This is a genomic window from Thermococcus barophilus MP, assembly GCF_000151105.2.
In the GTDB taxonomy this organism is placed as follows: domain Archaea; phylum Methanobacteriota_B; class Thermococci; order Thermococcales; family Thermococcaceae; genus Thermococcus_B; species Thermococcus_B barophilus.
Genome location: NC_014804.1, coordinates 1,370,715 through 1,383,282, shown reverse-complemented (window position 1 = coordinate 1,383,282; position 12,568 = coordinate 1,370,715). Strand labels below are relative to the sequence as shown.

Sequence of the window (12,568 nt, the reverse complement as noted above, 5' to 3'; positions counted from 1 at the left end):
CTTATGGTGAGAGTTATGCAGGTTATCGAGGCGATTTATGAGGATGGAGTTTTGAAACCCCTAAAAAAGCTAAAGCTCAAAGAGCACTCAAAGGTCATCATCAAGATAATAGATGAGGAGGAGCTTGAGAAAATCTTGGATTCCATGGTTATCGAGAAAGTCGAGAACATAGACTATAAGAAGCTTAAGGAGGCTTACTATGAGTCACTCTGAAGTCTTTGTGGATTCTTCTGTCCTGGTAGGATTGAACCTTGGTGACGAAAAGGCAAAGGCATTAGTGAAGTCGTTGATTGAAAGGGGCTTTACCTTAGTTATAAATCCAGTTGTTTTCTCTGAAACAGCCTATAAAGTTATGTTTACCTTAGCCCTTCGAGATGGATTGAAGGGTGTTTATGATCTCAAAAAGCATTTGGATAGATATGCTTGGGTTTATGGAAAGGTCAAAGAATCAATTGAGCAGCTGATAAAGAATGAACTCTTGAGGGTAGTTGAAGTCAACTGGGAAATACTAAAGTTATCTGCAGAAATTGGGGAGAAATACGCTCTTTTAACCAACGATGCGATAATAGTCGCCACTTGTAAATATTATGGAATTCAGAAAATAGCCACTTTTGATGAAGACTTTAAGAAAGTTGATTTTCTGGAGGTTATTGATTCACCGTCATGACTTCTTCCTGGTGTGAACTATGACTGAGTGGGAGCAATGTGAAAAACCCACAATCGAAAGGCTCACTTCATTAGGCTGGCAATATAAGAGGGGTACTGAAATACTTGAAGATGAAAAAGAGCCTCTCTTGACTTCCCGATTAAAGCGAGCGATTATGAAAATAAACGAAGTTAGTGAGAAAGAAGCGGAAGAAGCCATAACTTTTCTCAAGACTGTTCCCTTTGGTGTTGAAGGCTCTCGCAGAATATTGGAATACTTGAAGGATGGCGTCCCCGTTAAGGATGAAGAAACTGGTGAACCAAAACGACTGATGCTCATAGATTATAAAAACCCAGAAAATAATGAGTTTTTAGTTGCAAACCAAGTTGGTTATCCCTTTAAAACAAAAATTCCAGACATGATTCTCTATATCAACGGAATCCCTATTGTGTTGATTGAATGCAAGCGCCTAAAGAAGGATTGGAAAGAGGCATACAGGCAGATTAAACGCTATGAAAAAGAGATGCCTGAACTTTTCAAATACGTTCAGTTCAGCATTGCCATTGGAGATAGAGTCGTTTATTTCCCAAACGTTCCATGGCTTGAGGATGTTTCAGTCTATGAATGGAAGGGAGAGAGCTTTGACGATCTGGACAACATCATGGAAATTCTGATTCCAGCAAATCTGCTTGACATTCTAAAGTACTTCATCTTCTACCGAGAAGATAAGGGAGTTATAACAAAAGTCCTTCCAAGATACATGCAGTTCAGGGCGACAAATAAAATAGTTGAGAGGGCAGTTAAATATGCCAAAGGTGAAACTGAGAGAAACAAAGGCTTAATCTGGCACTGGCAGGGAAGTGGGAAGACTCTAACAATGATATTCTCTGCTTACAAGATTAAGCGCCTTTTAGGTAATCCCACAATCTTTTTCATCGTTGACAGGCGTGAGCTGGAAAAACAGCTTTCTGATGAGCTTAAATCCATAGGCTTGAGCTTTGAGGTTGTAGGTTCAATTCCAAAGCTTAAAGAGATTCTGATGCACTCAGATGGAAAGCGAGGAATATTTGTAACTCTCATTCACAAATTCAGAGAGGACGAACTTAAAGAACTCAGAGAGCAGCTTAAGAAAGAAAGCAGGCGCAGAAAGACGATAATGAACCGTAAGGATGTGATAGCCTTCATTGATGAGGGGCACAGAACCCAATACGGCGAATTAGCTGCCACAATGCGCTCAATATTGAAGAACGCTTCATTCTTTGCCTTCACTGGCACGCCAATTTCCAAAAAGTACAGGGACACTTATGCAACCTTCGGCTACAAGGATGAGCCATACCTTGACAGATACTTCATCATTGACTCCATAAGGGACGGCTTCACTGTAAAGATAGCTTATCAGGCAAGACTTGAGGACGAAGTCAGATTGAGAAAAGAAGACCTTGAGGCATTTTTAGCTTCAAAACTTGAAGAAATTCCAGAGGAATATCGTGAAAAAGTAGAGGAGAAGCTGAAGAAAAAGCTCAATGCTATCAAAATCTTTCTCAAGAATCCAAAAAGAATTGAAAAGATTGCTGAGGATATAGCCAAACATTACAAGGAGAGCGTTGAGCCATTCAAAGCCATAGTTGTTGCCGTTGATAGAGAAGCCTGCGTTCTCTACAAGAAGGCTCTTGATAAGTTCTTGCCCTCTGAATACAGCGAAATTGTAATGACTTTCAATCAGAATGATCCTCAAATAATTCAAGAGTACTTTAACGAGCTCACGAGAAAGTATAGAACAAAAGATCAAGAAGAAATCAGAGAGGAAATTGTCACCAGCTTTAAGAAGAAGGAGTTCCCAAAGATATTGATTGTCACGGACATGCTCTTAACAGGCTTTGACGCTCCAATCCTTCAGACAATGTATTTAGACAAGCCTTTGAAAGAGCACCGCTTATTACAGGCAATAGCGAGAACTAATAGACCGTTCTTTAAGAATGGAGAGAACATCAAGGCTTTTGGTCTAATAGTTGACTATGTTGGAATTTTCAAAGAACTTAAGAGAGCTTTGGCGATTTATGACGAGGTTGACATCAAGGGAGTTGCTTACAAGCTCGATGAAATCAAGGAGGAACTCAGGAAAAAGATAAGCGAGGCTTTGGCTCTCTTTGATGGAATTGAACTGAAAAGAGACAGAGACACCATAATGAAAGCTGTTCTGATTCTTTTCCAAAAACAAAAAGGTTCGGAGTTTCAAAGGCTTTATCGTGAGATTAGATATTATTACAAGCTGCTGAGAGAAGACAAAACCGAGTTTAAAAATGTCTTTTCTTGGCTTACTGAAGTTTATTATGCATACAACAGCAAAGTTAATGGTCTTGATCCGGAGATTGAGCAGAAAATGGATGCATTCTTTAAAGAAGCACTCAAATTTATCCATGAAACTATTGACATTGAAAAACTAAGAACTGATTTTCCAATAATCGAGCTTGATGAGGAATTCTTGAAAAAGATTATGAGAAGCACAAGCAAAGAACAGGCGTTTTATGACTTGCTTTTTGCTGTTAGGCACTACATAAACACTCACAGAGGGCCTTTGACTTCTGATTTAGTTGAGCAGGTTGAGAGGATAGTCGAGAGATGGCGTAGCAAAAAGGAGGAAATTGAAAAGCTTTACGAGGAATTATTTACAGTTGCTCAGAAGATTCAGCAAAGGACTAAAGAGAGGGAAGAATTAGGACTTACGGAACTTGAATATGCCTTAGTTATGGTTCTGAAAAAGCATGTTAAAACAAACACTGCACAGCTTATAAGCGATGTAAAAGAACTTTTGAATGAGACTGAAAGTTTGAGGTTCCCAAGATGGAAAGAAAAGGCAGATGTTGTCAGTGAACTCTCAAGAAAAGTCATGCTGTTCATAGTTCGTAAGTACAATAGAAGATATGGCGATTTATTCAAGACGAGGGATGACATCCTTGAGGTGCTGAAGCGGTGGGGTTGAATTATGAGGTAATCGTGAGAAATATTAAGCACTCAAGGATTGAAATAAGGCCAGATGGTAAAATAAAAGTAATTGTCCCTCCAAATCAAAATCCCGAGGAACTGATTAAGAGGAAGAGGGGGTGGATAGAGAAAAAATTAGCGGAGATTGAAGAGTTTAAAAAACAGTTTTCGCAATTTTCAGATAAATTGTTGCTTAATGGAGAGTTTTATGAAATAATTAATGGGGAAAAGTTTTCAGTTAATCTAAAGTTTAAAGTTGTTTTTCTTCCCGATAATGATCTTAGAGTTTTGAAGAGGTGGCTTAAGAATCAGCTCAGGGAGGAGCTTGATTTTAAAGTTAGGCTTTTTGCTTCGATTTTGGGAGTTAAATATAGAAAAATTTACATTAGATTCCAAAGAACTAAGTGGGCTAGTTGTTCGAAAAAGGGAAATTTGAGTTTTAATTTAATGTTAATGGCTTTGCCCGAGAGTTTGAGGGATTATATTGTCATTCATGAGTTAGCCCATATGAGAATCCCGAGGCATGGTTCTCAGTTTTGGGGATTGATTGGGGAGTATTATCCTGAATATAAGGAAGCTGAGAAGAAGTTGAAGACCTTTTGGCTTGCTCTTGAGTGGAATGAAGTTTGGAAAAAGCTTAGAGAAACCAAAGCTTAATATCTCTCGACTGTGAAATTTCTAAGGGTGGTTATCATGGCATGCTGGCTTTGCATTACGAACCGTGATAACTGGGAAGTTATCAAGAAGAAGAACGTTTGGGGCGTTCCAAAGAGGCATAAGAACACTATTGCCAAAGTAAAGCCCGGCGATAAGCTTGTTATTTATGTGAAGCAAGAAAGAAAGGATAAGCAAATTTTGGAACCAAAAATCGTAGGAATCTTTGAAGTTGTGAGTGAGCCTTATCAGGACTCAACTAAAATCTTCAAGTCTCCACCACATCTAAATGAAACTTATCCATTGAGAGTCAAAATTAAGCCCGTAAAGCTTGGTGAAGTTGAGTTCAAACCACTAATTCCAAAGTTAAAGTTCATCACAAACAAGAAGAAGTGGAGCGGTCACTTGATGGGCAAAGCTATGAGAGAACTGCCAGAAGAGGATTATAAGTTGATCGAAAGCTTGCTTTGATTTTTTATAAATGAAAAGAATTCAGAAGAGGCTTATATCCTGCTTTTTGCAATTTTCATTATTAGCATCTCGTCCTAAATCCTAGAATCAATGATTTTGGTATCACAATGGTTTCTTTGAAACCTGAATATATTTGCGTTCAGGTTCTCGAATTGCAAGTTCTCCAATAATATGGGGCTCGATTTTCTTGAGCTGTTAAATTTGAGAAAGACCTAAAGTGTTCTTTTGGATATCTTGGATCTCTTTTATTTCGCTATCTTCTTTTCTTGCACCTCCTGTGAGCTAGCATAGGGAAAATGCATAGTGGGGGTGAGGGGAGCGGAGCTCCCCCGATAATCGAGGAGAGCAAGGAAGGGTGTGGGAAACGTAGTTTCCCCAGTAGTGGAGAAGGGTTGGGGAGAAGTCGGAGAGAAGAGGGGAGGGTTCTCCTTCCCCTCGTCATCTTCTGGGGCCGGGGCCGGGATTTGAACCCGGGCTAGGGGATCCACAGTCCCCTGTGCTAACCAGGCTACACCACCCCGGCCACTTCCAACTTAGCTTTTTGGGATATCTTTATAAAGTTTTCGCCAAAATACATCAAAGAACAAACCTCAGGGCATTTAATCCACTTTAGTCCAGAATTTATGGAGTTTTAAATCAGTCAAGCTGTGAGAGGTGAAATTACAATGAAAGCCAAGAGGGAAGCTTTAGTTTCACTCTTCACAGCAATGAGAGAGAAAAAGGTTGATGAGGATATAATAGACCTCTTAATGCTCATAAACTCAATTAGGGGAGTTTACACGACAAGCTCATGCTCAGGAAGGATAGGAATTATCGAGGAGCCAGACTTGGGAGCCAAACCACTAAGCAGATGGCTCATAAAAGAGCACAGACCAATAACATTTGAGGAGGCAAAAGAAAGCTTGAAAAATGCACAGAGAGGCTTCATCTTCTTAAAATCCCAACCACCGATATTCCACATAGTTGCGGAGAGCATTAAGATAGGTAAAAAGCTCCATGAGCTCGGCTTGGCATCTGGCTTCAAGTATACAACGTTCAAAGCTGTGAAAGATAGAATTCTTGTAGAGATAAACGGAACCGAGTATCTGACGGCACCTTTAGGGAAAGATGGTAGAGTTCTGGTTGATGATGTGTATCTTAAGTTTGCTGTTGAGTTAGGAAATTCAATGCTCATCAGGGCAAAATCACGTCTCCCAAGACTTAAAGAAAACTTTGAAAAGCTAAAAGAAGAACTCGGTGAGGACGAGTTGTTTTATGAGGTTAAAAGGAAGTTTTTGACTTAGTTAACAACTGTTTAGTAGCAGAAAAAGAAGGAAAAAGAAACCTCTGTCCTCACTCCTCTCTAAACGCTCCGTACTTCTTAGGATCATAGAACGGAGGTGAAACAGTTACCGCTTTCTTCTTCTGTCCTCTTATCTCTATCTCAATCTCAACTCCAGGAACGGCATATTCTGGTTTGACGAATGCAATTCCAATTCCTATGCCCAAGAGCGGTGACATTGTACCGCTTGTAACTTCTCCAATCTCCTTTCCATCCTTGTAAACCTTATAGCCGGCTCTTGGAATGCCCTTATCAACCATCTTGAAGTGCACCATCTTGCTCGGCAGCCCTCTCTCTTTCTGCTTGAGTAAAGCATCTTTCCCTATGAACTCCTTATCCCAGAAGATCGCAAACTCCAAGTTTGCCTGAAGTGGGGTAACTTCATCAATGTCAGTGCTCAAAAGTTGCAACTCCTTCGTCTCGTTTCCATAGAGTGTGTATCCTGCCTCAAGCCTGAGTGTGTCTCTTGCTCCGAGTCCAGCTGGCTTTATTCCGTATTTAGCCCCAACTTCAAGAATCTTCTCCCAAACATAGAGAGCCTTCTCTGGCTTTCCTCTCTTTTCTGGATCGGGATGATATGGATTTGCATCCTCGAAGTAAACCTCGAATCCGTTTTCACCTGTGTAGCCGCTCCTTGAGAGGAGCATCTTTATTCCATCAAGCTCAACCTCCTTAGCTTGGAACCACCAGAGCTGGTTTATGTCAATTCCAAAGAGCTCCATAGCTATGTCCTTTGCTTTGGGCCCTTGAATTGAGAACATTGCCATGTCGTAGGTTTTGTTCTCTATCTCCAAATCCAGCTCGGTGTATTGCTCAATTGCCCTCTTAATGCTCATAAACCACGCATAGAGCTTTTCAAAGGCATCGCTGTCACAGACCATCATGTATGTGTCGTTGCCCATATTGAAGACCAAAGTTTCGTCCTTAACAGCTCCTCTCTCGTTCAAAACGAGTGTATAAGTTCCGCTTATAGCTGGGGGTCTTGAGATATCGTTTGTTGTAACATATTGCAAAAACTTTAGGGCATCTTTACCGCGGAAGAATATTTCTCCCATGTGGGAGACATCAAAAATCCCAACGCCATTTCTAACAGCCAAATGCTCTTCTTTTATGCTTGAATACCAGATTGGCATCTCCCAGCCAGCAAACTCCTCAACCTTCTTTGCATGCTCTTTATGCCAGTCAAAAAGGTGAACCCTCTTCATGATACCACCCAAATTGAATTGCTTCGATGATAATATAACCCTTTTCATTGTAACGAAATTTTTAAAAACTATAATCTTGATTATATAATTATGATTAGAAAATTTGTAAACAGGAAAGAAGAGTTGGAGTTACTTGAAAATCTCTGGAAAAAAGAAGGCTTGGTGTTTGTTTTAGTTTATGGTAGAAGAAGGGTGGGGAAAACAAGGCTTTTGGAGGAGTTTTCAAAAGACAAGGAAAGAATTTTTGTAATATTTGAGGATAAACCGAGAGAATATAACTTTGATCTGCTCTCTAAAAAAATTTCAGAACTTTTGGGTGTTAGTATCAAAATTAGAGATTTCCCATCTTTGTTGAGGTTGCTGAAGACTCTCAAAAGAGGGAGACTTCTTCTGATACTCGATGAGCTTTCCTATTTAATCCGCAGAGAAGAAGGAATCTTAAGTGAACTATCACGAGCTATTGAAGAAAACAGAGATTTAAATGCACTTATTGTAGTTTCTGGCTCCTATGTGTCTCTTATGGAAAAGGAGTTCTTTAGGTACTCGAGTCCTATTTACGGTCGTACAGATGCGAATATTAAGGTGGCACCTTTAAAATTTAAACATCTTTTTGAGTGGTTTGAAGGTTTAAAAACTGAGGATCTTTTCAAAATTTATGCGGTAACTAATGGGACTCCCAAGTATCTGGAATTCTTTAGCGGCGAAAATATTGAAGAGGAAATCATTGATAACTTCTTTAACCCGTCTTCATTTTTATTTAGAGAGGCAAGAGCTCTGCTCAGTGAAGAGCTTAGGGAGTTATCTATTTATCTTGCTATCTTAGAAGCGATAGCAAAGGGAAACACGAAGGTCACACAGATAGCGAACTTTTGTTATCTCAAGGAAAATCAAGTGGTGCCCTACCTGAGGGTTTTGAGTGAGTTGGGAATTGTTAAGCGAATAGTTCCTATCTTCGGAAAGAGAGGAGTCTATGAAATAGCTGACAATTACTTCTTGTTCTGGTCACGGTTTGTTAATCCGTACTATGAAGAAATTGAGAGTGGTTTTGTTAATGCAGCGTTGGAAGACTTCAAAGCAAACTTCAATCAGTTTTTGGGGAAAGCCTTTGAGAGATTGGCTCAGGAGCTTTTAATTGAGCTCAGCAAAAAGAATCTACTACCGTTCAGCTTTACAAAGATCGGAAGATGGTGGCATAGAGGAGAAGAAATTGATTTGGTAGCTTTGAATGAACAAGAGAGGAAAGCATTGTTTGTTGAGGTTAAGTGGAAAGACTTAACGTTGAGAGAGACAGAGCGTATTTTAAATGATTTAAGAAGGAAAGCTGAACTTGTAGGTCTGAAAGATTATGAAAACTACTTCGGCATAGTTGCCAAAAGACTGGATAAAAAAGATAAATTGGATAGAAATATTCTGGCACTCGATTTGCGAGATTTTGAGAGAATAAAATAATACCGGAGCTTATTCAACATACCTCAGAGCCTCAACCGGGCTTAAGTCAGATGCCTTCTTTGCCGGATATAAACTTGAGATTATTCCGATTAGGAGGGTTATTACAAATGCTATCGCAACAACGTTCATATCCACCACAGGATCAGGTAACAGCTGACCCCTCTGTCTGAATATGAACACCACCATCTTTGCAGCCCCAATTCCAAAGAAAAAGCCCAAAATTCCCCCGATGCTTGTCAGTATTATGCCCTCGATGAAGATCATCTTTAAAATAAAGCTCTTCTTTGCCCCAATCGCCCTGTAGGTTCCAATTTCCCTTGTCCTCTCCATTACTGAAGTTAAAAGAGTGTTCATAACTCCAAGGGCTCCCACAAAGAGAGCAATGCTGCCAATTCCAATTAAAAGGTTGTGCATCATTTTTTGAATAATAAGCACCATCTGAACGCTCTGTCTTGCTGTGATAACAGTAACCCCCGGAATCTCTTTCTCGATTTCCTTCTTAACCTCGTCAATGAATGCAACATCATCAACCCATACATCCACTATGCTTATCTTCCCCTCCTCGTGGAACATCTCTTGAAGCGTATCTAACGGAACTACTACCATCATATCCAAGAAACCCGCCAAGAAGGACTGTCCGCTTTCCTCCAAATTGCCAACAACCTTGAATTCGTAGGGATTTCCCTGGTCATCGTAGATTATTATCCTCTGCCCCGGTGTGATATCCCAGTTTAGGGGTTTTCCGTCAAAAGTTGCAAATTTCCCGTGAGCTAATAAATAACCAAGAATAGCCTTATATCTGTCGTTCTTCCTCAAGAATACCCCTCTTTCCAAGTGAAGCCCCCTTAATGCGAAGAACTTTTGGGCCTTTTTTGGATCAACCCCCATTATTGTCAGCTCAAGTATCCAGTCGTCATATTTGATTGTTGTGAACTTTATCAGAGCTGGATTCACAGCTTCAACATGGTCAATTTTCTCTATCTTCCTTACTATGTCTTCACTCATCGTGCTCGTTGCTGCCCTGATTATGGAAACGCTAACTCCGGGCATTATCATGAGAACATTGCTTGTGCTTTCAAGCTCCTGCTCTATTGCCATCCGGGAACCTTGGGTTATGGAAACTAAAGCGGTAACTGAGCCAACGGCTATTATAATCCCCAGCATTGTGAAAAGTGTCCTGAGCTTCCTCCTTGTCAAATTCCTAATGGCAATTTTAATTAGCTCACTCCACACTTTTCCTCCTCCACAGGAGAATTATTATAAACAGCAGAATAATTCCTCCGCCAATGTAGTACTCATAAGGCTTCCTCTCTGAATAGCTTAGGGTTTCGGGAATTCTGATGACTAAATCTTTCTCAAAAGTTTTTTCCTGACCTTTTTCATCTTTATAGTACACTTTGGCATGGATAACGTATTCTCCCTTTGGAATTGTCTTGTTTAGAATCTGGAAGTTCACACTGTCATAATCCAATCCAGCAATGCTTCCCACGTATCTCTGCCCGATTGGAAACAGCTCAAGCTGCTTTGAAGTAACATCGAGGGTTACCCCTCTTGCCACGTCCTTGCCTTCGTTAACAACATACACCTCGAAGTTATACTTCCCCCCGCTCTCCCAGATGTTCCCTATATATAGGTCAAGGAGGGGATAAGCACTTACCTCAACCCCAAACATAGTTTCCTCCTTGTAGACAACACCGTTTTCATCTTCATAGGTAATTGTGACATAGAGAGGATAAATTCCCCTCTGGACTTGTTTTATCTTAAAGTACAGCTTCCCTTCAGCTGTTGTATTGACTTCAGAGAAGTAAAGGAGACTTTGTTTGCGTATTGGAAATATGTCAACTTCCTGCTGCGCTGCTTCTCCTCCTGAGGGGAAGTACGGATATGCGGTTTGTTTTTCTTCCTCAGGTTTTTCTCCCGTGACCCTGACCCTAACATGTTTGGCAACTGAATTTCCAATATTCCTGAGCTTTATTCTGACCGTGAAGTTTGAATCGGGCTGAACGATGGGCGGGATTATCTTAAACTCCTCGATAATTACCTTTGGTCTTATCCTGTCTTCAACGGGAATTCCAACCTGAACTTCCTTGCTTTTCTTTGCACCATCTTCGTCCTGATATTCGATCCTAATGTAGAGCGGATAAACATTCTCTTTGAGGTTTTTTGAAGATATCAGTGTGAATGCAACTGTCTTCTCTTCTCCGGGAGCCAAGACCTCGAGGTACTTAATTGGACTCTCCCTATATGCAGCGAATGGCAAAGAAGATTCAAATTGTGGAATCGTAATTGTTGGAAGAAGGGTTTGGGTTTGCTCTTCTTGGATCTGCTCTTTGGAATATAAATAGACGCTTATGAATCTGGCGTTTTTGTTTCCTACGTTTCTCAGTGTTATAGTCAGCTTGAAGGGCGAGCCTATTTCAACCTCTCCGAAGTCAACTTTCTCAATAGCTATCTCCGCTCCCCTTATAATCGCATACTGGGCATATTTTGGTGCTTTAATCTTCAGCCTTACTGTCTTGTTTGTGATGTTCTCCACGTAGATGGAAAGCTCATTCCAGTGATAATAACCTGTTCCAAAATAACGATAGTCAACTTCTCCTTTCTTCTCATATCTCGCCAAAAATGTGCCGTTTTTTATCTCAAGAACCATGAATTTTATGGGTCCGTATCTAAAGATTGACCTCTCATGGGCATCTCCATAGAAAACATCAACAGCTTTTGAATAAATTCTGATCAGTGCCCGGGGGTTGTCTTCAAGGGTTATGACAACAAGCTTGATCTTCACGTCTTTGTACTGGTATTCCTGACCTTCTTGGAGGGAAAACTCGCTCTCGTTGAACACTATGTTGTCCCTGAGTTTGAAGAGCACAGTATTGGCTATTCCAGTTCTTGGGCTTGTGAGTATATCCTCAACCGTTAAGGTGTAGTTTCCAAAAGTTAGCACATCTCCAATTCCTAAATAACCGGAAAATGTCAGCAGATATTCCTCTTTTTGAGGCTGGGCTTTTATTGTGCTTGGGGTTATAAGCATGAGGATTAACACTATGGCAAGCTTTTTCATAACTTTTTCACCTCACTAATCTTCCCATCTCTTATTTGAAGAATTCTCTCAGCCTCTTTTGCAACCTCGACATCGTGAGTCACTATCACAAAGGTAGTTCCTCTCTCGAGATTTATCCTCTTCATTAAAGCTATTATCTCTTTCGATGTCTGGGTGTCAAGATTTCCGGTCGGTTCATCTGCTAAGACTATGCTTGGATCGTTGGCTAAAGCCCTTGCTATGGCAACTCTCTGCTGCTGCCCTCCGCTCATTTCATTTGGTTTATGATGCATGAACTTTTCCAGCCCAACGGATTTGAGGAGTTCCTTTGCTCTTTTTATTCTCTTCTTCCTTGGAACACCTGCTAAGAGCATCGGCAGCTCAACATTTTCCAGCGCTGTTAGTATTGGAACCAGGTTGTAATATTGAAAAACAAAGCCAATTTTCCTCAATCTGATTTCAGAAAGCTGATTATCATTGAGATTGCTGACATCGATTCCATCAATATACACTTTTCCGCTTGTGGGTCTGTCTAATAAACCGAGCATGTTGAGAAGTGTAGTTTTTCCACTTCCACTTGGCCCTATTATTGCAACAAACTCCCCTTCATAAATCTTCAGACTAACCCCTCTGAGAGCTGGAACCACTATCTTTCTGCCGATGTAATAATTCTTGACGAGATCAACGGTCTCTAAGACAATCCTCCGCTCCATTGCAAAGTATAGTATGTGTGCATGTTTATAACCTTAGTTCTCATCTGGGATGGCCTGTTTTTCTGGATATTTTTGGGTTGTCATCAT

General features: G+C 40.5%; 11 protein-coding genes and 1 tRNA gene. 7 read left to right on the top strand and 5 right to left on the bottom strand.

All coding sequences use genetic code 11. The features are described 5' to 3' along the window. Window positions 1-15 precede the first annotated feature (15 nt). Genes TERMP_RS07885 through TERMP_RS07865 form a run of 5 tightly spaced genes read left to right on the top strand, consistent with a single transcriptional unit; the run spans window position 16 to window position 4,753 of the window. Window positions 16-213, top strand: a complete 198-nt coding sequence (locus tag TERMP_RS07885; protein WP_013467864.1) for an antitoxin AF2212-like protein — start codon at window positions 16-18, stop codon at window positions 211-213. Continuing rightward, entirely contained in the window at window positions 200-667 is a 468-nt protein-coding gene (locus TERMP_RS07880) for a type II toxin-antitoxin system VapC family toxin (RefSeq protein WP_013467863.1), read from the top strand. Before TERMP_RS07885 ends, TERMP_RS07880 begins: the two co-directional genes overlap by 14 nt. Window positions 668-686: 19 nt before the next feature. After that, on the top strand, window positions 687-3,626 hold the full coding sequence (locus TERMP_RS07875; protein ID WP_013467862.1) for a type I restriction endonuclease subunit R: 2,940 nt from the start codon (window positions 687-689) through the stop codon (window positions 3,624-3,626). After that, entirely contained in the window at window positions 3,617-4,285 is a 669-nt protein-coding gene (locus TERMP_RS07870; protein WP_013467861.1) for a M48 family metallopeptidase, read from the top strand. Before TERMP_RS07875 ends, TERMP_RS07870 begins: the two co-directional genes overlap by 10 nt. A 36-nt stretch (window positions 4,286-4,321) precedes the next feature. Next, entirely contained in the window at window positions 4,322-4,753 is a 432-nt protein-coding gene (locus TERMP_RS07865; protein ID WP_013467860.1) for an EVE domain-containing protein, read from the top strand. A gap of 446 nt (window positions 4,754-5,199) precedes the next feature. Here the strand turns inward: TERMP_RS07865 and TERMP_RS07860 are convergent. Next, window positions 5,200-5,276 (bottom strand) — tRNA-His (locus TERMP_RS07860). Window positions 5,277-5,418: 142 nt separating this feature from the next. Between TERMP_RS07860 and taw3 the strand changes: the two genes are divergently transcribed. Beyond that, complete coding sequence (gene taw3 / locus TERMP_RS07855) at window positions 5,419-6,036, top strand: tRNA(Phe) 7-((3-amino-3-carboxypropyl)-4-demethylwyosine(37)-N(4))-methyltransferase Taw3 (RefSeq protein ID WP_013467859.1); 618 nt, start codon at window positions 5,419-5,421, stop codon at window positions 6,034-6,036. 49 nt (window positions 6,037-6,085) lie between these two features. On the opposite strand, the gene gcvT is transcribed toward taw3, so the two are convergent. After that, window positions 6,086-7,282, bottom strand: a complete 1,197-nt coding sequence (gene gcvT, locus TERMP_RS07850; RefSeq protein WP_048159971.1) for a glycine cleavage system aminomethyltransferase GcvT — start codon at window positions 7,280-7,282, stop codon at window positions 6,086-6,088. Window positions 7,283-7,369: 87 nt separating this feature from the next. Here gcvT and TERMP_RS07845 point away from each other — a divergent pair, with 87 nt between their 5' ends. Further along, window positions 7,370-8,728 (top strand): ATP-binding protein, encoded by a 1,359-nt coding sequence (locus TERMP_RS07845; protein ID WP_013467857.1) that lies wholly within the window; start codon window positions 7,370-7,372, stop codon window positions 8,726-8,728. Between the two features lie 9 nt (window positions 8,729-8,737). Here TERMP_RS07845 and TERMP_RS07840 read toward each other — a convergent pair whose 3' ends face one another. From TERMP_RS07840 to TERMP_RS07830, 3 genes are read right to left on the bottom strand one after another with little or no spacing between them, the layout of a single operon-like run. Beyond that, on the bottom strand, window positions 8,738-9,961 hold the full coding sequence (locus TERMP_RS07840) for an ABC transporter permease (RefSeq protein WP_013467856.1): 1,224 nt from the start codon (window positions 9,959-9,961) through the stop codon (window positions 8,738-8,740). Then, complete coding sequence (locus TERMP_RS07835) at window positions 9,951-11,789, bottom strand: COG1361 S-layer family protein (protein ID WP_013467855.1); 1,839 nt, start codon at window positions 11,787-11,789, stop codon at window positions 9,951-9,953. The genes TERMP_RS07840 and TERMP_RS07835 overlap by 11 nt, the downstream gene beginning before the upstream one ends. Then, window positions 11,786-12,481, bottom strand: a complete 696-nt coding sequence (locus TERMP_RS07830; RefSeq protein WP_013467854.1) for an ABC transporter ATP-binding protein — start codon at window positions 12,479-12,481, stop codon at window positions 11,786-11,788. Before TERMP_RS07830 ends, TERMP_RS07835 begins: the two co-directional genes overlap by 4 nt. Window positions 12,482-12,568 lie beyond the last annotated feature (87 nt).